Consider the following 22,396-nt stretch of genomic DNA (forward strand, 5'->3'; position numbering starts at 1 on the left):
CAAACTGGTATGGCCTTCCAGCAGTGGCGCAATCACGTGAGGATGACAAGGGCTCTTGAAATGCACATGTCTGGCATGCGGGAACTCGACGTTGCACTTGCAGTAGGGTATGCCACAGAAGGCTCCTATGCGCAGGCTTTCAAGAAGTTCTACGGCCATCCCCCAAGCTTCTTGAAACGCCGCGCGAAGGGCTAGGTTTCTGCAGGCTCGCGGCAAGAACCTCCCGTTGGTCTTCCCTCATGGGTAACACGTGAAGCGCAGCCCAAATCTCCGCCGCCGCGGCTCGGCCCGGTCACGGGGACATGCCGAATCCGGCGCTAGGCGCATTGCAAGCTGAAGCCTCGGTCATTCAAGGCCATATTTCCGCGGCTACAGCGAAGATGGCGGAAATGCTGTTGACGATGGACAATCCAGCGGGACGCTTATCGATGACCAAGCATGAGCGCATTTCGCGTCAGCTTCGGTTGCGTTCGTGTGCGGGGTGCCAGTGCATTGAACTTGACCCTGTCGGCCTGCTCGAGATTCTCCGAGGGCCTAGGCGGTGTTGTTCTGCAAGTCAATACTGGACTTCTCTGGAAGCCAATGAGATCTCTTTGGTGGGCCGGGTGGGAGTCGAACCCACGGTGTCCTTTCGGAGGCGGATTATGAGTCCGCTGCCTGCAACCAGCACGGCGTCCGGCCCTGAGATGATATGAAACCAACAAAAAGACCCGGTCTAAACAGAGGCCGGGCCTATTCGCTGATTGGCCGACATACTACACGAAAAAGGGGCTTCCGTGACCGCTTCGCGTGAGCAAAACGACCAGGAAGCCCCTATATCCGCAGCAGTAGCCCGACGCTCCTCGATCAGTTCCCTTCGAGGAACGACTTCAGCTTGTCAGAACGGCTCGGGTGACGCAGTTTGCGCAATGCCTTCGCCTCAATCTGACGGATCCGCTCACGCGTCACGTCGAACTGCTTACCGACTTCTTCGAGCGTGTGATCGGTGCTCATCTCGATACCGAAACGCATCCGCAACACCTTCGCTTCGCGCGGCGTCAGCGAGTCCAGCACGTCCTTCACGACATCGCGCATGCTCGCATGCAGCGCTGCGTCGGCTGGGGCAACCGTGTTCGTATCTTCGATGAAGTCGCCCAGATGCGAATCGTCGTCGTCACCGATCGGCGTTTCCATCGAGATCGGTTCCTTCGCGATCTTCATGATCTTGCGGATCTTGTCTTCCGGCATCTCCATCTTCTCCGCCAGCGTTGCCGGATCCGGCTCGAGACCGGTTTCCTGCAGAATCTGACGCGAGATGCGGTTCATCTTGTTGATCGTCTCGATCATGTGAACCGGAATCCGGATGGTACGTGCCTGGTCCGCAATCGAACGCGTGATGGCCTGACGGATCCACCAAGTGGCGTACGTCGAGAACTTGTAGCCGCGACGATATTCGAACTTGTCCACGGCCTTCATCAGGCCGATGTTACCTTCCTGGATCAGATCGAGGAACTGCAGACCACGGTTCGTGTACTTCTTCGCAATCGAGATCACGAGACGCAGGTTAGCCTCGGTCATTTCACGCTTGGCCTGACGGGCCTTCAGTTCACCGGCCGCCATCTGACGGTTGGTTTCCTTCAGGTCCTTCAGCGGCAGCACGACACGCGCCTGCAGGTCCAGCAGACGTTGCTGCTGCTCGCGGATCGCGGGGATGTTACGCGTGAGGATCGCGCTGTACGCGTGACCTTCCGTCACGATCTTGTCGGCCCACTCGAGATCCGTTTCGCTGCCCGGGAAACGCGCAATGAACTCGGCACGCGGCATGCCGCACTTGTCGACCACCGTATGCAGAATCTGACGCTCGACCTGACGCACTTCGTCCACCTGAGCACGCAGCGTGTCGCACAGACGCTCGACAGTACGCGCGGTGAAGCGAATGGTCATCAGCTCGTTCTGGATCGTTTCCTGAGCCTTCAGGTACGACTTCGACTTGTAGCCTTCCTTCTCGAACGCACGACGCATCTTGTCGAACCATTCGCTGATGAGGGCGAACTTCTCGAGCGAGGCACGCTTCAACGCTTCCATCTGCGCAGCGTTGGCGGTGGCTTGCGCCGCGCCATCGTCGTCTTCCTCGTCTTCCTCTTCACCCTCTTCGGCTTCTTCCTCTTCGCTCTCGATCGCTTCCGCTTCCTGCACGGAGAAGCCATCCGCATCTTCCGCGTTGGCATCGATCAGGCCGTCGACCAGTTCGTCGATACGGATTTCCTCGTTCGCGACGCGCTCAGCCATCGCGAGGATGTCGGCGATCGTCGTCGGGCACGCGGAGATAGCCATCACCATGTGCTTCAGGCCGTCTTCAATCCGCTTCGCGATTTCGATTTCGCCTTCGCGCGTCAGCAGCTCGACCGTACCCATTTCACGCATGTACATGCGGACCGGGTCGGTGGTGCGGCCGAATTCGGAATCGACGGTGGACAGCGCGACTTCGGCTTCCTCTTCGACTTCGTCGTCTGACGAGGCTGCCGGGGCGTTGTCGTTCAGCAGCAGCGTTTCGGCATCGGGCGCCTGCTCGTAGACGGCCACACCCATGTCGTTGAACGTGCTGATGATGCCTTCGATCGCCTCGGTCTCAGTGAAGTTATCCGGGAGGTGATCGTTGATTTCGGCGTAGGTCAGGAAGCCGCGCTCCTTGCCGAGCTTGATCAGCGCGCGCAGTTTCGAGCGGCGCTCTTCAAGCTCTTCGACGGTGCCAGGCTGGGAGGACGCGAAAGCATCTTTCAGTAGCGCTTTTTCCTTCGCGCGGCGGTCGCGTGCCTTGGCCTTTTCGCCTTTGCCCGGAGCTGCAGTAGTTTCCTCGCTCGGGGTTGCGTCGTCATCGACGGATACTTCATTCAGCTTTTTCGTCATGGAGTTCGCCGTACCGGCTGTAGTCTCGACTCGCGGCTGTTGGACAACAGCCGGCGGAACCGTGGATACTGGAGTCTCGCGCATTACCGCATCGTCCTGGGCGGCAACGGCTTCCCTTGCGCTTCTGGCACTCGGCCGCTTCGCAACCGGCGTAGCGGCTTTCGCCGTACTCACCGACGCCGCTTGCGCGGCGGAAGTAGTCGAGGATTTCTTCCTCACAGCGGACGTAACGCTTGCGGCAGACGCTCTTTTCGCGGAGGAAGCGGACCTGGCCCCTGTGACCTTGATGGTTGGCTCCTCGGAGCCCGTGCCTGTCCCTTTCTTTCCGCCTGTAGTCTTTGCCATTGCAATCGCCTTTCGCCTTTTGCCTGGAAAACAAACCGCTGAAAACCTTTTATTGTAGCACCTGGCCTCAGCCCACCCTTCTTACAGCCCGAGCTGACGCTTCATGTCAGCCCGTTTCTGATTCAGATCCGTCAGTTCAGCAAATTCCTCGGCGGTGTGCCTCGATTGCCGTGAAAGTTGCTCGAGCCGCTCACAATAGGCGTCATAGCGCATCTTCAGGATTGCGGCCTTCAGCTCCTCGCCGACAATCCGTTCCTGCTCGCGCCGTTCCTCGATGACGGCCGCATCCGTAGGGTCCTTCAGCAACAAATCCCGAACGTTTTCATCATAGTCCAGAATTTTGCGAAAGATTTCCTCGAAAGTCGGGGCGTTAGCGCCATTTCGCAAGAGATCGGACAGCAACTGGAACTCCGCCGCGTCGCCGAGCGCGCGGGCGTGCGTCGCCACTTCCTCAAAGAGCTCGCCGTGGCGCGTAATCGTCAGCAGCGCCTGCTCGGCCTCCTCGTCCAGCACCGCAACCGTCCGTGGATGCATCACGAGGTTACGGAGCGTTTTTTCCTCAATTCCGGTCACACTGCGCCGGTCCTTGCGGGCCGGCGCCCGGCGCGCGGCCACAGCAATCCGGGAATCGACCTCGCATAACGCGGCCACCTCGTCGAACGGCACGTCGAGCCGGTCGGCGAACATATGCATGATCTGCGCACGCAGCGCATTGGCCGGCAACGCCTGCAGCAGCGGCTTCGCGTCGAACAGCGCGCGCGCCCGGCCTTCCGGCTGGTCCAGCTCCTTGCCCGCCAGCACCTCGTTCAGCATGAACTGCGACAGCGGCATGGCCCGCTCCACCTGCTCGGCAAATCCCTCGGTGCCGAACTCCCGCACGTAACTGTCCGGATCGTGCTCCGTAGGCAGGAACAGGAAGCGGATGGTCCGGTTGTCCGCCGCGTGCGGCAGGCAAGCGTCGAGCGCCCGGCGCGCCGCACGGCGGCCGGCTGAATCGCCGTCGAAGCTAAAAATGACTGTATCCGTCTGACGCAGTAATTTTTGCACATGAATCGGCGTACAGGCCGTGCCCAGCGTGGCGACCGCGTTCTGAAACCCTAATTGAGCCAGCGCGACCACATCCATGTACCCTTCGACCACCAGCACGTACTGCTGTTCACGAATAGCAAGACGCGCCTCGAACAGCCCGTACAACTCGCTGCCCTTGTTAAATAGAGGCGTTTCCGGCGAATTCAAATACTTGGGTTCACCGCCGTCCAGCACGCGGCCGCCGAAGCCAATCACCTGACCTTTGACGTTGCGGATCGGGAACATGATCCGCTCGCGAAAGCGGTCGTAGCGGCGGTTCTGACCCTGAGCGTCGGCCTTTTCGCTGACGATCACGAGACCCGACTCCACCAGCGCGTCGTCCCGATAGTTAGGAAACGCGATTTCCAGATTCTGCCAGCCGTCGGGCGCGTAACCCAACCCGAACCGCAGTGCGATCTCGCCCGTCAAGCCACGCTTTTTCAGGTACTCGATCGCGTTGGGCGCGCCGCGCAACTGCTTACGGTAAAAGTCGCAAGCCGTTTGCATCACATCGGACAGCGCCGTCGTCACAGCCTTCGAAACCGCCGGCGAATAACCGCCGCCTCCGCCGCCCTGATTCGCCGACGGCTCCTGCGGCACCGTCAGGCCGACCGATTGCGCCAGTTCGTTGACCGCTTCGGGAAACGTCAAGCCGGCGTGCTCCATCAGGAAGCCGATCGCTGTGCCATGCTCACCGCAACCGAAGCAATGATAGAACTGCTTAGTCGGACTAACCGTAAAAGAAGGGCTCTTTTCGTTATGAAACGGACAAAGCCCCATGAAATTAGCGCCGCCCTTTTTCAATTGCACGTACTTGCCGACCACGTCGACGATATCGACGCGGTTCAGCAGATCCTGCAGGAACGAATGCGGAATCACAGTGGGGGCGCTACCTTTAAAACCTGAAGGCTGCGCGGCTAGCCCGTCCAGAAGCAGGCCGCGCAGACCGGGAAAACACCGGAGAAACCGAATTACTTCGCAAGCGCAGCCTTGACCAGCCCGGACACGGCGGTCATATCGGCACGGCCCGCGAGCTTCGGCTTGAGGATGCCCATCACCTTGCCCATGTCCTGTGGGCCGGCAGCGCCAGTTTGCGTGACCGCAGCCTGCACTTCAGCGGCGATTTCCGCGTCCGACAGCTGCTCCGGCATGTAGGCGGCGAGGATGGTGAGTTCGGCGCTTTCCTTGTCGACCAGATCCGTGCGGCCGGCCGCGTCGAACTGGCTGATGGAGTCTTTGCGCTGCTTGATCATCTTGTCGATGACGGCAGTGATAGCAGCGTCGTCGAGCACGATGCGCTCGTCGACTTCACGCTGCTTGATCGCGGCGAGCAGCAGGCGGATGGTGCCGAGACGCTCGGTTTCGCGGGCCCGCATGGCGGCCTTCATGTCGTCGTTGATCCGATCCTTGAGACTCATTACTCACCTGAATGCGTTGGAATGTAAAAAGATCTGGCCATGCGCGGTACATCAACACAAAAGCCCGCTTGGGACTGCTTCCTCAAGCGGGTTGGTGCGAATTCGCGGAGTAGATGCGGCTTGACCAGGATGGCCCTCGCGGCCAGGTTGTCCAAACGGTGCTGCGTTTAGCGCCGCCACCGGTTGCGTGCCGACGCTCCGTAGAAACCGCAGCGGCGTCCGAATCAGTAAAACTTCTTTGGCAGCATCTGGCTGTGCAGCCGCTTGAAGTGGCGCTTCACCGCCGATGCCTTCTTGCGTTTGCGCTCAGCCGTAGGCTTTTCGTAAAACTCGCGCGCTCGAAGTTCGGTCAGCAGGCCGTTCTTCTCGATCGTGCGTTTGAAGCGGCGCATCGCGACTTCAAAAGGCTCGTTTTCTTTTACGCGGATGATCGTCATTTTGCAATAACGGAACTTTGTAAAGGTTCAGGAGTATAGCAGACCTTTCTCACAAAGACACGTCCGCGTCAAGCCCCCTTTACGTACTCCGCGGCAGCCTGGCCCGCGGCCACGCCGGAAGCCCACGCCCACTGGAAATTGTAGCCGCCAAGCCAGCCCGTGACGTCGACCGCTTCGCCGATAAAGTAGAGGCCCGGCGCCCGGGCGCTCATCATGGTGGCCGACGACAGGTCGCGCGTATCGATCCCGCCACGCGTAACTTCGGCCTTCCGGTAGCCTTCGGTGCCGTTTGGGGTGAGCGTCCAGCGCGACAGTGCCTCGCCGATGCGGCGCAGCGTCTTGTCCGGCAGATCGGCGATGCGCGCGTCCGCGGGAATCTGGTGCGTTTCCAGCCAGACGTGGGCGAGCCGGGTGGGGACCCATTCCGCGAGCAGGTTGGCAATCTGGCGCTTGGTGCTGGTTTTTGCTTCCAGCAGCGCAGTGGCCGCGTCCCGCTCCGGCAGCAGATTGACGTGGATCGGCTCGCCCGGCTGCCAGTAGCTCGAAATCTGCAACACGCCCGGGCCGGACAACCCGCGATGGGTCAACAGCAGGTCTTCGACGAACTCTGCGCCCGTTTTCTTGTTGCCCGTTGCTATCTGCACCTCCAGCGAAACGCCGGATAGCGCCGAAAACGGTTCCCAGTCGGCTGCCGCAAACGTCAGCGGCACGAGTGCCGGACGCGTGTCGATCAGCTTGTGGCCAAACTGCTTGGCGAGCCGATAGGCAAAGTCCGTCGCGCCGATTTTGGGGATCGACAGACCGCCGGTTGCCATCACCAATGCACGAACGTGGATCGCGCCGGCATGCGTGTCGAGGGTATAGCCCTCGGTCCCGTCGTGCCGCACCTGCTCCACGGCAAGTGGCCGGCGCCAGGCAATGCCGCCGGCGTCGCACTCGTTTTTCAGCACCTCGATAACCGCGTCACTCGACTGGTCGCAGAACAGCTGCCCTTTGTGCTTTTCGTGCCACGTCACGTGATGGCGCTTGAGTAGCGCCATGAAGTCACGCGGCGTATAGCGCGCGAGCGCCGAACGGCAGAAATGCGGATTCGCCGACAGGTAGTTGGCCGGTCCCGCGTACAGATTCGTGAAGTTGCAGCGGCCGCCGCCGGAAATGCGGATTTTCTCCGCGAGGCGCGGCGCGTGGTCGATCAGCACGACACGGCGTCCGAGTTGCCCGGCCACCGCCGCGCACATCATGCCGGCCGCGCCCGCGCCGATGACCGCGATATCGAAGGATTCCATGGCGCGCATTGTACCTGCGGCCCCTGCCCTGCACTGCTATACTTTAAGGCTTGCTTTTTTACTTTTCGGGCACCTGAACATGCTGGTTCTCGGCATCGAAAGCTCCTGCGACGAAACCGGACTCGCGCTCTACGACACGGAGCGCGGCCTGCTTGCGCACGCGCTGCATTCGCAGATTGCGATGCATCGGGAGTACGGTGGCGTGGTGCCGGAACTCGCGTCGCGCGACCACATCCGGCGCGCGCTGCCGCTGCTCGAAGAAGTACTGGAGCGCGCCGGCACGGCGCGCGCCGAAATCGACGCGATTGCCTACACGCAAGGGCCCGGACTGGCTGGCGCGCTGCTCGTCGGCGCCAGCATCGCCAATGCGCTCGCCATGGCGTGGGACAAGCCCACCATCGGCATCCATCACCTTGAAGGGCATTTGCTGTCACCGCTGCTGGTCGACGAGCCGCCGCCGTTTCCGTTCGTCGCCCTGCTGGTCTCCGGCGGTCACACGCAGTTGATGCGCGTGTCGGATGTCGGCGTCTACGAGACGCTCGGCGAGACACTCGACGACGCCGCCGGCGAAGCCTTCGACAAGACCGCCAAGCTGCTCGGACTCGGTTATCCGGGCGGACCGGAAGTCTCAAGGCTGGCGGAATTCGGCACGCCTGGAGCAGTCGTGCTGCCGCGCCCAATGCTGCATTCAGGCGACCTCGATTTCAGCTTCAGCGGCCTGAAGACCGCGGTGCTGACGCACGTGAAGAAGCTCGGTGGCGCGAATATCTGCGAACAGGCCAAGGCCGATCTGGCACGCGGCTTCGTCGATGCCGCGGTGGATGTGCTCGCCGCAAAGTCACTGGCCGCGCTCAAGAAGACCGGGCTCAAGCGGCTGGTGGTCGCGGGTGGTGTAGGCGCGAACCGGCAGTTGCGCGAAGCGCTTTCGGCGGCTGCAAAGAAGCGTGGCTTCGACGTCCATTACCCGGACCTGTCACTGTGCACCGACAACGGCGCGATGATTGCACTAGCCGGCGCACTGCGCCTGCAGCGCTGGCCGGCGCAATCGGGCAAGGACTATGCATTCACGGTGAAACCGCGTTGGGACCTGACCTCGCTCGCGCGCTAAAAGAAGCATTGCCCGAGGGTGCATCAGATTGCAATTGAAAACGGCCGCTAAAGCGGCAGCTTAGCGGCTAGCCCGCTTGTCGTGTTCGATCACCGCATACGCGCTGTGGTTGTGGATCGATTCGAAGTTCTCAGCTTCGAGCACATAAGCCACGATCCGCGTATCCGCATTCAGACGCTGCGCCACATCACGCACCAGGTCTTCGACGAACTTCGGATTCTCATACGCACGCTCGGTGACGAACTTCTCGTCCGGGCGCTTCAGCAAGCCCCACAGCTCGCACGACGCCTCTTCCTCGGCAATCCGAATCAAGTCTTCCACCGGCACGTCATCTGACAGCTCCGCGCTGATCGTCACATGCGAGCGCTGATTGTGCGCACCGTACTGCGAGATCTTCTTCGAGCATGGGCACAGACTCGTGACCGGCACCAGCACCTTCAGGAACACACGCGTAACACCGTTGCGGGTATCGCCCGTCAGCGTCACTTCGTAGTCCAGCAGACTTTGCACGCCCGACACCGGCGCCGTCTTGTTGACGAAGTACGGGAACGACACTTCGATGCGGCCCGCTTCGGCCTCAAGCTTCTCGAGCATCGCAGCCAGCATCTTGCGGAACGTCGACGGCTCCAGCGGCGCCTTGTTCTCTTCTAGCAGCGCCACGAAACGCGACATGTGCGTGCCCTTCTGATCGGCCGGAAGGTGAACGTCGAGGTTCCATGTGCCGACCGTCGGCTGCACATCGCCGCCCTGTGCGCGCACCGTCAGAGGATGACGCACGGCCTTCACGCCGACCCGTTGAATCGGGATCTGCCGGGTGTCGACGGTGCTTTGCACGTCGGGCATCACAAAAGCGGGATTCATTTGATTCATGTTCTTTTCCTCAGCAGCCGAGCGGAACGACACACGCAATGGCGAACGCCGGCTGGTGCCGGCGTTGCATGATGGGCCCGAGGGCCCATCGATTCAAGTTGGAGATTGCTATAGCCGCAATAGCGCCTGTACACCTCGGCGCCCGGCTCGGCCTTGCGACTCGCTCGCCGGCTCTCTCTTACGCGACGCGCTTGACGGATTTGCCTGCGGCACCCGTGGCGTGATCCGTGAAGCGTTCGCGGATCGACTTAGCAATGCCCGCGCTATCCAGACCACACTCCGCGAGCAGCTTGGCCGGATCCCCATGATCGATGAAGCGATCGGGGAGGCCCAATTGTAGTACGGGACGCATAACCCCACTGGCGAGCAGGGCTTCGACGCAGGCCGAACCCGCGCCGCCCATGATGCAGCCTTCTTCGACCGTGACGATGTAGTCGTGGGACTCCGCGAGTTGGCGCACCAGCTCGGCATCCAGCGGCTTGACGAAGCGCATGTTCGCCACCGTCGCATCCAGTTGCTCTGCTGCGGCCAGCGCCGGCGCAACCATCGTGCCGAACGCCAGAATCGCGATCCGCTTGCCAGCCGGCTGCGCGGTCTCGCGACGCACTTCGCCCTTGCCGACAGGAAGAGCGGTCATCTGCTTGACCGTCGCCACACCGGAGCCGGAACCGCGCGGATAGCGCACTGCCGTCGGATTCGATTGCTGCAGCGCTGTGTAGAGCATCTGACGGCACTCGTTCTCGTCCGAAGCCGCCATCACCGTCATGTTCGGAATACAGCGCAGGAATGCCAGATCGTATGCGCCTGCGTGCGTGGCGCCGTCTGCACCAACGAGACCCGCGCGGTCGATTGCAAAGACCACCGGCAGGTTCTGCAAAGCGACGTCGTGGATCAACTGGTCGTAGGCGCGCTGCAGGAACGTCGAATAGATCGCCACGACCGGCTTCATGCCATCCGCCGCAAGACCGCCCGCGAAGGTCACGGCGTGCTGCTCGGCAATACCGACGTCGAAGTAACGGTTCGGGAAGCGTTTTTCGAACTCCACCATGCCTGAGCCTTCACGCATGGCCGGCGTAATGCCGACAACGCGCGAATCGAGTTCCGCGGCGTCGCACAACCAGTCGCCGAACACTTGCGTGTACGTCTTCTTCGAAGGCGTGGTCGCAGGCTTGATCCCTTCCGCCGGATTGAACTTGCCAGGACCGTGGTACAGCACCGGATCGGCTTCGGCCAGCTTGTATCCCTGGCCTTTCTTCGTCACGACGTGCAGGAATTGCGGACCGCGCAGTTCCTTGATGTTCTGCAACGTCGGGATCAGCGAGTCGAGATCGTGACCGTCGATCGGCCCGATGTAATTGAAACCAAACTCTTCGAACAGCGTAGCCGGCACGATCATGCCCTTCGCATGCTCTTCGAGCTTACGGGCGAGGTCGAGCATCGGCGGAGCGACGCGCAGCACGCGCTCTACGCCGGCACGTGCGGCCGCGTAGAAACGGCCCGACATCAGACGCGCCAGATGGCGATTGAGCGCGCCCACCGGCGGCGAAATCGACATGTCGTTGTCGTTGAGGATGACGAGCAGCGGCACGTCGTCTTCGACGCCCGCGTTGTTCATTGCCTCGAAGGCCATGCCGGCCGTCATTGCGCCGTCGCCGATCACGGCGATACCCATGTGGTTCTCACCCTGCAGCTTGCTGGCGACGGCCATGCCGAGCGCTGCGGAAATCGACGTGCTGGAGTGGGCGGTGCCGAACGTGTCGTACTGCGACTCGGCGCGGCGCGGAAAACCGGAGATGCCGCCGTACTGACGCAGCGTGTGCATCTGGTCGCGCCGGCCGGTCAGGATCTTGTGCGGATAGGTCTGATGGCCGACATCCCAGACGATCCGGTCGCGCGGCGTGTCGAACACATAGTGCAGCGCAATCGTCAGTTCGACCGTGCCAAGATTGGACGACAGGTGTCCACCCGTCTTGGAGACGCTGTCGAGCACGTAGGCGCGCAACTCGTCTGCAAGCGGTTGCAATTGGCGGCGATCGAGGCGGCGGAGGTCTGCCGGGTCGTCGATGGTTTTCAGCAAGTCGTACATCGTCGTTCCATTGTAGGAAAACTTACGCGCCCGCACTTCATTCACGCATTCATCGTGACGAATGCGCGGCGGCGGGCTTTCGCGTTCAGCTCACCCGGTTCACCACCAGGTCAGCCAGTTCGGCAAGACGCTGCGCCCGCGCACCAAACGGCGCGATCGCAGCGTGGGCGTCGGTGCGCAGTTGCGCGGCGAGTTCGCGCGACGCCTCGAGCCCAATAATCGACACGTAGGTCGGCTTGCCGTCCTTCGCGTCTTTGCCTGCCGTTTTGCCGAGCGTCGCGGAGTCGGTCGTGACGTCGAGAATATCGTCCACGACCTGAAACGCTAGGCCCACAGCGGCCGCGTAGGCGTCGAGCGAACGCATTGCGTCCGCGCCCGGCGCTTCGCCCGCCAGTGCCCCCATGCGAACCGAAGCACGCAACAGCGCGCCGGTCTTCATGCGGTGCATCGTTTCGAGTTGCGGCCGGGTCAGCCTGTGACCGACGCTCGCCAGATCGATCGCCTGGCCCCCAGCCATACCGATCGAACCGCTCGCCAAAGCCAGTTCGCGCACCAGCGCTGCCTGTTGCGCCGGCGGCAAAACGTCGGCCGTCAGCGTAACGAAAGCTTGCGATTGCAGCGCGTCGCCGACCAGCAGCGCGGTCGGCTCATCATACTGAACATGCACCGTGGGTTTGCCGCGACGCAGCGCGTCGTCGTCCATGCAGGGCATGTCGTCATGCACGAGCGAGTACACGTGGATCATCTCCAGCGCCGCCGCGGCCGCGTCGAGGCCTTCGACACGTGCGCCGGTCAGCTCGCCGGCGGCGTGGCAAAGCAACGGGCGGACCCGTTTACCGCCGCCCAGAACGGCATAGCGCATCGCTTCGTGCAGTTGCGCAGGCTCGACGGTCGGCTCCGGCAAATAGTGTCCGAGTGCCGTCTCGACGCGCTCGAGTACCGAGTGCATCCATTGTTCGAAAGTCATAGGTCGTCCCCGCTATCTGTAGCGGCTGTGCTTGCGCCACTCATGGGCAACGGTTTGAGGGTCTCGCCATCGAGGACCCGCACCTGCTGCTCGACCTTTTCCAGTTGTTGCTGGCAAAACGTCACGAGGCTCGCGCCGCGCCGGTACGCGGACAGCGATTCCTCCAGGCTCAGACTACCGCCTTCCATCCGCGCAACGAGCCCTTCCAGCTCCGCCAGCGCCGCTTCGTAATTCTCGGGCAGCGCCGTGCTGTCGGCGCCTTCGGCTGTTGCTGCGGTATCTTTCGACGCGGTCTTCGCCATGAATGGTCGCAAAATTAAAACAAGTCGGACATTCTACGGCAAAAGCGACTTATCCGACCCGCTCGACTCCCTCCGCCCTGCTGGCGTCCCTTACGGCTCAACCAGAGCGTGACAGAAAAAAATCCTTTTTGCTCGGATGAAAGGGGTGAACCATCTTCACAATTTTGACCCAAATCAGACACTTAGTCGCCCCTCGGAAGGGGAAACGGGTATAATCGCGGGCTCCCTAAATCGAATCTTCGATGGTTGGGTTGTTCACTGCTTTCACGTCTTCACGGGAGTGGGAATGTCCAATCTGAGCAATGCATTGCAGTTGCGGTCTGTTCACAGCCAGCTGCCAGTCACGGCTTACTTTGACGAAGCGCTTCTAACGCGCGAAATCGAAACCCTTTTCAAGAAAGGTCCTCGCTACATCGGCCATGAACTCATGGTGCCAGATGCGGGGAATTATTTTGCTTTGCCCAGCGAAAGCGAAGGGCGTGTGCTCGTCCGTAACCAGCAGTCACAAATCGAACTGCTGTCGAACGTGTGCCGCCACCGGCAAGCCATCATGCTGAACGGCCGCGGCCAGACGGAGAACATCGTCTGCCCCCTGCACCGCTGGACCTACGATCTGAACGGCCAGCTCCTCGGTGCACCGCATTTCGCGGACAACCCCTGCCTGAATCTCGGCGCTACGCCGCTGCAGAACTGGCAAGGGCTGCTGTTCGAAGCACAAGGGCGCAACGTCGCCAAAGATCTTGCACGTCTGGGCACCAAGCAGCACTTCGACTTCTCGAACTTCATGTTCGATCACGTCGAAGTCCACGAATGCAACTACAACTGGAAGTCCTTCATCGAGGTCTACCTCGAGGACTACCATGTCGCGCCGTTCCATCCGGGCCTCGGCAGCTTTGTCTCCTGTGACGATCTGGAGTGGGAATTCGGCGAGTGGTACAGCGTGCAGACGGTCGGCGTCCACAAGGGCCTCGAAAAGCCGGGCAGCCCGACGTATCGGAAGTGGCACGATCAGGTGCTGCGCTTCCGCGAGGGCAAGGCCCCCGACTTCGGCGCAATCTGGATGGTGTACTACCCGGGCCTCATGATCGAGTGGTATCCGCACGTGCTGGTTGTGTCATGGCTGATTCCGCGCGGTCCGCAGAAAACCACCAACGTCGTGGAGTTCTATTATCCCGAGGAAATCGCGCTGTTCGAGCGTGAGTTCATTGAGGCTGAGCGCGCCGCCTATATGGAAACGGCCCGCGAAGACGACGAGATCGCCGAACGGATGGACGCCGGCCGCCGCGCGCTGATGGAGCGAGGCGAGTCGCAGGTAGGCCCGTACCAGAGCCCGATGGAAGACGGCATGCAGCACTTCCACGAGTTCCTGCGGCGCGAGCTTGGCACGATCTGAACGGCAGCGCCATGTGGCGCGCGCGGTGATAGCATTCATGGAAAGACGGGCTTCGGCCCGTCTTTTTTTGTTTAGACTTAACACATCAGTCGGTTGAGCAGCTTGGACTCGCTAGATGTCCTCGCTGCCGCCGCACCGAAGTCATCCGTTCCGCAACTATCTTGCATGGGACCGGAGTAAGCGCTAAAGCGCTAACCCCGGTCGACAGAGGAGCCGTCATGCCGCACACCCACTACACCACGCTGATCTCTGCGACGAATCTCGCGGAGCGGCTCGCCGCTGCACCAGGCAGCGTATTCGTGATCGACTGCCGTTTCGATCTCGCCAATCCCGAGGCGGGTGCAAAGGCCTATGCCGAGGGCCACGTGCACGGTGCGCAGTATCTGAGCCTGGACCACGACCTGTCCGGCCCGAAGACCGGCGTCAATGGCCGCCATCCGCTGCCGGACCGCGCCAAGCTGGTTGCCGTGCTGGCCGCACGCGGCCTGAAGCAGGGCCAGCAGGTCGTTGCCTATGACTCGCAAGGCGGCATGTACGCTGCGCGCGCCTGGTGGCTGCTGCGCTGGCTCGGCCACGATGCGGTGGCGCTGCTCGACGGCGGGCTGCAGGCGTGGCAGGCAGCAGGCTACGCGCTGTCACAAGATGTTGCGTCGCAAAGTCCCGGCGATTTCAAGGCGGGGGCGCCGCTCGCTGTCACGTTCGACGTGCAGGCGGTGGAGCGTAACCTCGGCACGCATGAGCGGGTGGTGATCGACGCGCGAGCTGCGGACCGCTATCGCGGCGAGAACGAAACGCTCGACGCGGTCGGCGGACACATCCCAGGCGCGTTGAACCGCTTCTTCAAGGACAACCTGACGGCCGACGGCCGCTTCAAGCCGGCCCATTCACTACGCGAGGAGTTTCAGGCGCTGTTGCCAGGCATCGCGCCCGATCACGTCGTGCTGCAATGCGGCTCGGGCGTGACGGCGTGTGTCAACGCGCTGGCCATGGAGGTCGCGGGTCTGCATGGCGCGGCGCTTTACGCAGGCTCGTGGAGCGAGTGGAGTTCCAATCCGGCACGACCGGTTGCGACCGGGCCGAATCCGTAACGGTGGCATGCGAGCGTCGGGTGGGCCGCGTGCCCGCCCTCCGTCATGCCTACGCTCACGCCTTACCGCTCCTTACCGCCGCGCCTACCCTATACCCCGTGCTGCTTGAACCAGACCAGCGCGCGGCGCCAGCCATCTTCGGCGTCGACCTTCTTATAGCTCGGCCGGTAGTCCGCAAAAAAGGCGTGTCCCGCATCGTCATAGACGACGAACTGCGAGCCTCTTCCCGCCTCCGGTCCTTGCGCAATCAGCTGCTTCATCTGCGCAAGGGTGTCCTGCGGAATGCTCTGATCCTGTAATCCGTAGAGGCCCAACACGGGCGCATGCAGGTCGGCCACGCGGTCGATCGGATTCTCGGGCGTCATTGCCGTGTGATCGCCAGCGACCCGGCCATACCACGCCACCCCAGCCTTCACACGCGGATTGTGCTCGGCGTACAGCCACGCAATCCGCCCGCCCCAGCAGAAGCCGTTGACGCCGAGCCGGTTCAGGTCGCCGCCGTTTTGCCCAGCCCACGCGACCGTCGCGTCGATATCGCCCAGCACCTGCTCATCGGGGACCTTGCTGACCAGCTGCTCGCTCAGTTGCTGGATCGTCGGATACACCGATGCATCGCCTTCCCGCACATAGAGGTCTGGCGCAATCGCCAGATAGCCCTGCTTGGCGAAGCGCCGGCAGACGTCGGAGATATGCTCATGCACGCCAAAGATCTCGTGCACGACGATGATCACCGGCAGATGCGTCTTGCCCGCGGGCTGCGCGCGATAGGCCGGCACCAGCGTGTCGCCGGAATGCACGGCGATTTCGCCGGCTTCGAGCCCTTCGCTATCGGTATGGATGGTTTGTGCGGACACCGGCAACACGGCGGCCGCAAATCCGGTGCCGAGTGCGGCCTTGATGAAGGTGCGTCGATTGAAGGGAACGTGTGGAACCAGGCTGTCGACTTCGGGCTTCAGCATGCAGCACTCCTTGAGTGATGGGCAGTGAACGGCGGTGACGGACGAGGCGAAGGCCACAGGATACGCTCGTGCGCATCCTCTTGCAGTGGCTTGCCTGATGTCCGCCTGGCGCCCGAATGGCGGCCTTGAGCCGCCCTCTGCCCGAACCTCAGCCTCAGCCTTAGTGCAGCTTCACCCGTGGCAGCGTCGTACGGCGCAGCCAATGCGCGAAAGTGTCGAGCACCATGCGCGCGTACCCATGCAGCGCGGCAATATGCAGCCGGTACAACGACATATACATAAAGCGCGCAAAGAGGCCTTCGATCAGCATATTGCCGCCGATCACCCCGCCCATCAGGTTGCCCACCGCGCTGAAATGCCCGAGCGACACGAGCGAACCGAAGTCCCGATAGGTGAATTCCGGCAGCGGCTGATTCTCGAGCCGCGCGGCCAGCGCCTTCAGCAGGAAACTCGCTTGCTGGTGAGCGGCCTGCGCTCGCGGCGGCACGTTGCGTTCGTTGCCCGGCCACGGACAAGCGGCGCAATCGCCGAGCGCGAAAACGTTGTCGTCGGTTTCGGTTTGCAAGGTACGGCGCACGACCAGCTGGCCGAGCCGGTTGACCGGCAGGCCGTCGAGCTGGCTCAGGATCGCGGGCGCCTTGATGCCCGCCGCCCAAACAGTCAGGTCGGCACGGATCGCCTTGCCGCTAGCAGTCCGCACCACTCCGGGCGCGACTTCGGCAACCGTTTCGCCGGTCATCAGCTTCACGCCCAGCTTCGTCAGCAGTTCCGCGGTCGCGGTCGACACGCGCTCCGCCAAGGCCGGCAAGATCCGCGGTCCCGCCTCGATCAGTACAATGCCAACGTCGTTACGCGGATCGAGCTTATGCAACCCATACGCAGACAAGACCTGAGCGGTGTTACGCAATTCCGCTGACAATTCGACGCCCGTCGCGCCGCCGCCAACAATCGCCACCTGAATGCGCGGCTCCGTCGACGGGATCGTCGCATCCGGCGTCGACTCCACCAGTTCGTGCGCCTGGTGCTCCGCGCGCACGCAGGCAGCGATCAGGCGTTTGCGAAAACGCTCGGCCTGACTGACCGTATCGAGCGCAAGCGAATATTCAGGCGCGCCTTGCACGCCAAAAAAATGCGTCGTACTGCCGATGGCAATTACCAGCGTGTCGTACTCCAGCACGCGTTGCGGCAGCAGTTCCGCCCCATCCTCGTCGTCCATCACGGCCGCAAGCGTGATGCGCTTCGCCGTGCGGTCAAGGCTCTTCAGCTCGCCCTGCTGAAACTCGAAGTGATGCCAGCGCGCCTGCGCCGCATAGGCAAGTTCCTGCGTGAACGGGTCCATGCTGCCGGCCGCCACTTCGTGCAGCAGCGGCTTCCAGATATGGGTTGGATTGCGGTCGACGAGCGTGACCTGCACACGCGCCTCGCCTTTGTTCTTGTGTGGGGAATAGCGATCGCCAAGACGCGTCGCCAGTTCCAGTCCTCCCGCACCTCCACCAACGACGATAAAACGATGCATCGCAGTTCTCCGTATTTGCCGATCGGTTGTGCGTCGAGACGGCCAGCGTCATCCGCGCAAGGAGCCGTCTGTCAGAGATTGTCTGCGAGCAGCAGGGTTTGCCACAAGCCATCAAAGCGCATATGTGACATGCGCACGACGATATCGCTTGATAGCCAGGTCTGCGTCAATGTGCCTCTTCCCAGTTCATGCCGGCACCCACCTCGGCGACCAGCGGCACTTTCAGCGTGGCAACGCCGCACATCAGCTCAGGTAAACGCTTGCGTACTTCTGACAGCTCGCTGTCGGGCACTTCGAGGATCAGTTCGTCGTGCACCTGCATGATCATGCGCGTGCCGACCTTCGACGCCTCCAGCCAGTCCTGCACGGCGATCATCGACATCTTGATCAGATCGGCGGCGGTGCCCTGCATCGGCGCGTTGATAGCAGCGCGTTCCGCCGCCTGGCGACGCGGTCCGTTGCCGCCGTTGATTTCCGGCAGCCATAGCCGGCGCCCGAACGCGGTTTGGACGTAGCCCTTTTCCTTCGCGCTCGCGCGGGTTTCATCCATGTAACTCGCGACGCCGGGATAGCGAGCGAAGTAGCGATCGATATAGAGCTTCGCCGCGTCGCGCGTGATGCCGAGATTGGCAGCCAGCCCGAACGCGCTCATTCCGTAGATCAGGCCAAAGTTGATTACCTTGGCGACGCGCCGTTGGTCGCTCGAAACTTCGAGCGGCGTCACGCTAAAGATCTCCGCAGCGGTGGCGCGGTGAATGTCCTCGCCCTGAGCGAAGGCGCGCAACAGCGACGCATCGCCGGAGATGTGCGCCATGATACGCAGTTCGATCTGCGAATAATCCGCGGACACAAGCTTGTGACCCGGCGCCGCAATGAACGCCTCGCGAATGCGACGGCCTTCCGCCGTGCGCACGGGGATGTTCTGCAGATTCGGATCGTTCGAAGCAAGCCGTCCGGTGACCGCCACGGCCTGCGCATAATTGGTATGCACGCGGCCCGTTTGCGCGTTGACCATGCGCGGCAGTTTGTCGGTATACGTGGACTTCAGCTTCGACAGGCCACGGTGTTCGAGCAGCAGCTTGGGCAAAGGATAGTCTTCAGCCAGCTTCTGCAAGACTTCTTCATCGGTCGAAGGCGCACCGCTGGGCGTCTTCTTGACCACCGGCAATTGCAGCTTTTCAAAGAAGATCTGCCCGATCTGCTTGGGCGAGCCGAGATTGAATTCGCCCTCGGCCAAAACATAAGCTTCGGTCTCCAACTCGATCAGCCGCGCCGCAATTTCATTGCTTTGCAGGCGCAGTTTTTCAGCGTCGATCAGCACGCCGTTGCGCTCCATCTTGCGCAATACGCGAGACGTGGGCACCTCGATGTCGCTGTATACGCGCTTCAAGCCCGCGTCTGCCGCAACCTGCGGATACAACGCCTGATGCAGGCGCAACGTGATATCGGCATCTTCCGCTGCGTATTCGGCGGCCTGTTCGAGCGCGACTTCGTCGAAGCCGATCTGCCCCGCGCCCTTGCCCGCGACCTCTTCGTACTTGATCGTCTTGATGCCGAGATGGCGCAGCGCGAGGCTGTCCATGTCATGCGTGCGATGCGATTCGAGCACATACGACTGCAAGAGCGTGTCGTGCTCGATGCCGTTCATCGCGATGCCGTAATTCGCGAGCACCTGCTCGTCATACTTCATGTGCTGACCGACCTTCTTATGCTCGGCGCTTTCGAGCCACGGCTTCAGCTTCGCGAGCACTTCGTCGCGCGGCAACTGCTCGGGATGATCCGGCCCGCGGTGACCCACCGGAATGTACGCTGCCGAGTTCGCCTCGACCGACAGCGAAATGCCGACGAGTTGCGCCAGCATCGGATCGAGCGCGGTGGTTTCAGTATCGAATGCGGTCAGTTCCGCCGCATTGATTTTCGCGAGCCACGTGTCGAACTGTTCCCACGTCTGTACGGTGTCGTATTTACGCTCGCCGTCAATCACAGGTGCCACATCCACACCAGCGCCCGGGCCTTCCACGACCTCCGCCACTTCGACTTCACGCAGCCACGTCTTGAAGCCATGACGCGAGAAAATATCGCGTAGCTCGTCGCGCGCTTCGGGGCGGCTCGTCAGGCTCTCTTCGATCGATGTGAGATGCGGCGTCAACTCACATGCCGTATCCACGGTCACGAGCTTGCGCGCCATGGGCAGGAAATCCAGCGCACGGCGCAGGTTGTCGCCTACTGCGCCTTTGATCTCGTCAGCATGAGCGACGATGCCGTCGAGCGTTTCGTATTGCGTAAGCCACTTGACGGCCGTCTTGGGACCGCACTTCTCGACGCCGGGCACGTTGTCGACGGTGTCTCCGATCAACGACAGATAATCGACAATCCGCTCCGGCGGCACACCGAACTTGCCCACCACGCCGGCACGGTCGAGCGTCTCGTTGGTCATCGTGTTGATGAGCGTGACCTTGTCCGTCACGAGCTGCGCCAGATCCTTGTCGCCGGTCGAGACGATCACCTTCATGCCGCGTTTCTCGGCGGCGACGCTCAACGTGCCGATCACGTCATCGGCTTCGACGTAGTCAATCATCAGCAGCGGCCAGCCAAGCGCTCGCACCGCTACATGGATCGGTTCGATCTGCCGCGCGAGGTCTTCCGGCATCGACGGACGGTTCGCTTTATAGTCGGGATACCAGTCGTCGCGGAACGTTTTGCCCTTGGCGTCGAACACGCACGCGCTATACTCTGCTGTGACTTCCTTGCGCATGCGCCGCAGCATGTTGATGATCCCATACAGCGCACCGGTCGGTCCGCCATCGGGTCCGCGCAGATCAGGCATCGCATGGTAGGCCCGGTACAGATAACTCGAACCGTCAACCAGTAGCAGGGTCTTACCTTCCAGCTCAGCTTCCAGGATTCGTTCTTCAGGCATTATGAACAAGAGAAAAGTGAGTCCGAGTCTGCGATCGCTCGCAGATCAAGAGCGCGCGACAGCCAAAAAGGCCCGCGCATCGTGGCAGATGTTCACGATTATGGCAGAGTTTATTGAGGCGACCGAGTACCTCTCGGAGATTCGCCCGGCCGTCAGTATCTATGGCTCAGCGCGTCTGAAACCGGCCTCGCCGTACTACAAACTCGCCATGCAAATCGCGCGCAAGCTTTCTGACGCGGGCTTTGCGGTGATCTCCGGCGGCGGCCCCGGCATCATGGAAGCGGCCAACAAGGGCGCTCATGCAGGCAAGGCACCGTCAGTGGGCCTGAATATCGAGCTGCCGCACGAGCAATCGGGCAACCAGTGGCAAGACATCTCGCTGCGTTTCCGCCATTTCTTCACGCGTAAGGTCACCTTCGTAAAGAACTCGGATGCGGTGATAGTGATGCCGGGCGGCTTCGGCACGCTGGATGAACTGGCCGAAGTGCTCACGCTCATTCAAACCAAGAAGTCGCGCCATGTGCCGATCATTCTGGTGGGTGGCGAATTCTGGAAAGGTCTGCTCTGCTGGTTCAAGGAATCGCTGGTGCCGATGGGCCTGATCAATCCGGACGACATGAACCTGATGCAGGTGATCGACGACCCGGACCAGGTGCTCGAAGCGGTGCTGAAGTTCTACGAAGACCGCGACGAGGCAGAACCGCATCCTGCGAAGTCCGATGAAGACCGGATGTTCTACCTGTGATCTGAGCTGATCAGGCGGACGAAGCATCCCCAACTTCGTCCGCCTGATCACCCTGCTCCTGCAGCCAGCGGCAAAATTGCTCGACGACCGGCGCGTGCGCGACTTCGCGGCGCGCCACCCACCAATAGCCGCGCGCGTCGGTGCGCGGCGCGTCGAGCGGCATCACTAGGCGGCCCGAAGCCAGTTCATCCGCCAGCATCGGCAGCGGCCCAAGCGCGACGCCCAGTCCATCCACAGCCGCTTGCAACGCCAGATAGAAGTGATCGAACGACTGCTTCTTGCGACACTTCGCTTTCACGCCTGCCGCCGTCAGCCAGTTGCGCCATGCATCGGGTCGTGTATCGGAATGCAGCAGCACATGACGCGCGAGATCATCAGCCACCTTGATCGGCGAGCGTTGCAATAGCGCGGGGCTGCACACCGGCAGCTCGCTCTCTCCAAGGAAGTGTCCGCTCACACAGTTCGGCCAATGTTCGGGACCGCGCCTGACCGCCACGTCATAACCTTCGAGCATTTCGAACGGCACGCTCGACGTCGACAACCGCAACTCCACGTTGGGCGCCTTGCGCTGAAACTGGTTGAGCCTCGGCAGCAGCCATTTCATGGCGAAAGTTGGCAACGCGTTGATGCGCAGCACATGCACCACGCCGCTGTCGCGTAGCTGATTGGTCGCGAGGGCGATGCTGTCAAACGCGGCCTGGACGGTTGCCAGGTAGCGGCGGCCGTCGTCGGTGAGCCGCACACGCTTGCCGACACGATGAAATACCTGCACGCCAACCCACGCCTCGAAGGCGGCGACCTGCCGGCTAATTGCACCGTGAGTCACATGAAGTTCGTTCGCAGCAGCAGTGAAACTGTCATACCGCGCCGCGGCTTCAAAGGCGCGTAACGCCGGAAAGGGGGGAAGATTGCGAGCCATGCTTGTGATTCTAGATCACAAGGAGCCGCCCGAAAAATCGTTTTGCCCAAAGCTGAATCGGAGTTAACCTCCGCAGCATGGAC

The 22,396-nt window shown here is 61.8% G+C and carries 19 protein-coding genes and 1 tRNA gene; 6 read left to right on the top strand and 14 right to left on the bottom strand.

The annotated features are described in order from the left end of the window. Positions 1 to 195, top strand: a 195-nt coding sequence (locus M0954_RS21725) for a helix-turn-helix domain-containing protein (protein WP_297355436.1), incomplete at its 5' end; no start/stop codon positions are given. 399 nt (positions 196 to 594) lie between these two features. Here the strand turns inward: M0954_RS21725 and M0954_RS21730 are convergent. Further along, positions 595 to 682 (bottom strand) — tRNA-Ile (locus M0954_RS21730). Positions 683 to 846: 164 nt separating this feature from the next. Further along, positions 847 to 3,060: an RNA polymerase sigma factor RpoD gene (rpoD, locus tag M0954_RS21735; protein WP_297355438.1), complete on the bottom strand. Its 2,214-nt coding sequence runs from the start codon at positions 3,058 to 3,060 to the stop codon at positions 847 to 849. On the opposite strand from rpoD, the gene M0954_RS21740 reads away from it, so the two are divergent. Then, complete coding sequence (locus tag M0954_RS21740) at positions 2,948 to 3,289, top strand: RNA polymerase subunit sigma (protein ID WP_297355465.1); 342 nt, start codon at positions 2,948 to 2,950, stop codon at positions 3,287 to 3,289. The two genes, rpoD and M0954_RS21740, sit on opposite strands and share 113 nt — an antisense overlap. A 23-nt stretch (positions 3,290 to 3,312) precedes the next feature. On the opposite strand, the gene dnaG is transcribed toward M0954_RS21740, so the two are convergent. The 4 genes from dnaG to M0954_RS21760 all read right to left on the bottom strand — a co-directional run bounded on the left by dnaG (position 3,313) and on the right by M0954_RS21760 (position 7,440). Next, the gene (gene dnaG, locus M0954_RS21745; protein ID WP_297355440.1) at positions 3,313 to 5,178 is read right to left on the bottom strand and encodes a DNA primase; all 1,866 of its coding nucleotides are present in this window, start codon (positions 5,176 to 5,178) and stop codon (positions 3,313 to 3,315) included. Positions 5,179 to 5,270: 92 nt separating this feature from the next. Next, positions 5,271 to 5,717: a GatB/YqeY domain-containing protein gene (locus tag M0954_RS21750; RefSeq protein ID WP_122157677.1), complete on the bottom strand. Its 447-nt coding sequence runs from the start codon at positions 5,715 to 5,717 to the stop codon at positions 5,271 to 5,273. Positions 5,718 to 5,941: 224 nt separating this feature from the next. Further along, positions 5,942 to 6,154: a 30S ribosomal protein S21 gene (rpsU, locus tag M0954_RS21755; RefSeq protein WP_122157676.1), complete on the bottom strand. Its 213-nt coding sequence runs from the start codon at positions 6,152 to 6,154 to the stop codon at positions 5,942 to 5,944. 68 nt (positions 6,155 to 6,222) lie between these two features. Then, the gene (locus M0954_RS21760) at positions 6,223 to 7,440 is read right to left on the bottom strand and encodes an NAD(P)/FAD-dependent oxidoreductase (RefSeq protein ID WP_297355442.1); all 1,218 of its coding nucleotides are present in this window, start codon (positions 7,438 to 7,440) and stop codon (positions 6,223 to 6,225) included. Positions 7,441 to 7,519: 79 nt separating this feature from the next. Between M0954_RS21760 and tsaD the strand changes: the two genes are divergently transcribed. Then, positions 7,520 to 8,548 carry a tRNA (adenosine(37)-N6)-threonylcarbamoyltransferase complex transferase subunit TsaD gene (tsaD, locus tag M0954_RS21765; protein ID WP_122157674.1) on the top strand — a complete coding sequence of 343 codons (1,029 nt, stop codon included), beginning with the start codon at positions 7,520 to 7,522 and terminating at the stop codon, positions 8,546 to 8,548. Between the two features lie 60 nt (positions 8,549 to 8,608). On the opposite strand, the gene folE2 is transcribed toward tsaD, so the two are convergent. The 4 genes from folE2 to M0954_RS21785 all read right to left on the bottom strand — a co-directional run bounded on the left by folE2 (position 8,609) and on the right by M0954_RS21785 (position 12,773). Next, a complete protein-coding gene (gene folE2 / locus M0954_RS21770; protein ID WP_297355444.1) occupies positions 8,609 to 9,418 on the bottom strand; it encodes a GTP cyclohydrolase FolE2 in 810 nt (269 codons plus the stop codon). 178 nt (positions 9,419 to 9,596) lie between these two features. Continuing rightward, complete coding sequence (gene dxs, locus M0954_RS21775) at positions 9,597 to 11,504, bottom strand: 1-deoxy-D-xylulose-5-phosphate synthase (protein WP_133893740.1); 1,908 nt, start codon at positions 11,502 to 11,504, stop codon at positions 9,597 to 9,599. An 85-nt stretch (positions 11,505 to 11,589) separates the two neighbouring features. Further along, positions 11,590 to 12,471, bottom strand: a complete 882-nt coding sequence (locus M0954_RS21780; RefSeq protein ID WP_133893741.1) for a polyprenyl synthetase family protein — start codon at positions 12,469 to 12,471, stop codon at positions 11,590 to 11,592. Next, positions 12,468 to 12,773 carry an exodeoxyribonuclease VII small subunit gene (locus tag M0954_RS21785; protein ID WP_297355446.1) on the bottom strand — a complete coding sequence of 102 codons (306 nt, stop codon included), beginning with the start codon at positions 12,771 to 12,773 and terminating at the stop codon, positions 12,468 to 12,470. Before M0954_RS21785 ends, M0954_RS21780 begins: the two co-directional genes overlap by 4 nt. A gap of 286 nt (positions 12,774 to 13,059) precedes the next feature. Here M0954_RS21785 and M0954_RS21790 point away from each other — a divergent pair, with 286 nt between their 5' ends. Together M0954_RS21790 and M0954_RS21795 are read left to right on the top strand one after the other, a co-directional pair. Further along, the gene (locus M0954_RS21790; RefSeq protein ID WP_122157669.1) at positions 13,060 to 14,166 is read left to right on the top strand and encodes an aromatic ring-hydroxylating dioxygenase subunit alpha; all 1,107 of its coding nucleotides are present in this window, start codon (positions 13,060 to 13,062) and stop codon (positions 14,164 to 14,166) included. Positions 14,167 to 14,384: 218 nt separating this feature from the next. After that, entirely contained in the window at positions 14,385 to 15,254 is an 870-nt protein-coding gene (locus tag M0954_RS21795; protein ID WP_122157668.1) for a sulfurtransferase, read from the top strand. An 89-nt stretch (positions 15,255 to 15,343) separates the two neighbouring features. Here the strand turns inward: M0954_RS21795 and M0954_RS21800 are convergent, their stop codons facing one another. From M0954_RS21800 to polA, 3 genes are all read right to left on the bottom strand, one after another. After that, positions 15,344 to 16,213, bottom strand: a complete 870-nt coding sequence (locus M0954_RS21800; protein WP_122157667.1) for a dienelactone hydrolase family protein — start codon at positions 16,211 to 16,213, stop codon at positions 15,344 to 15,346. A 160-nt stretch (positions 16,214 to 16,373) separates the two neighbouring features. Next, entirely contained in the window at positions 16,374 to 17,729 is a 1,356-nt protein-coding gene (locus tag M0954_RS21805; RefSeq protein ID WP_122157666.1) for an NAD(P)/FAD-dependent oxidoreductase, read from the bottom strand. A gap of 166 nt (positions 17,730 to 17,895) precedes the next feature. Then, positions 17,896 to 20,649 (bottom strand): DNA polymerase I, encoded by a 2,754-nt coding sequence (gene polA / locus M0954_RS21810; RefSeq protein WP_122157665.1) that lies wholly within the window; start codon positions 20,647 to 20,649, stop codon positions 17,896 to 17,898. Between the two features lies 1 nt (position 20,650). Here polA and M0954_RS21815 point away from each other — a divergent pair, with 1 nt between their 5' ends. Next, complete coding sequence (locus tag M0954_RS21815) at positions 20,651 to 21,394, top strand: TIGR00730 family Rossman fold protein (protein ID WP_297355448.1); 744 nt, start codon at positions 20,651 to 20,653, stop codon at positions 21,392 to 21,394. A gap of 10 nt (positions 21,395 to 21,404) precedes the next feature. On the opposite strand, the gene M0954_RS21820 is transcribed toward M0954_RS21815, so the two are convergent. Further along, entirely contained in the window at positions 21,405 to 22,313 is a 909-nt protein-coding gene (locus M0954_RS21820) for a transcriptional regulator GcvA (protein WP_133893745.1), read from the bottom strand. Positions 22,314 to 22,396: the final 83 nt, after the last annotated feature.

This window comes from Paraburkholderia sp. (genome assembly GCF_026225065.1).
GTDB lineage: Bacteria > Pseudomonadota > Gammaproteobacteria > Burkholderiales > Burkholderiaceae > Paraburkholderia.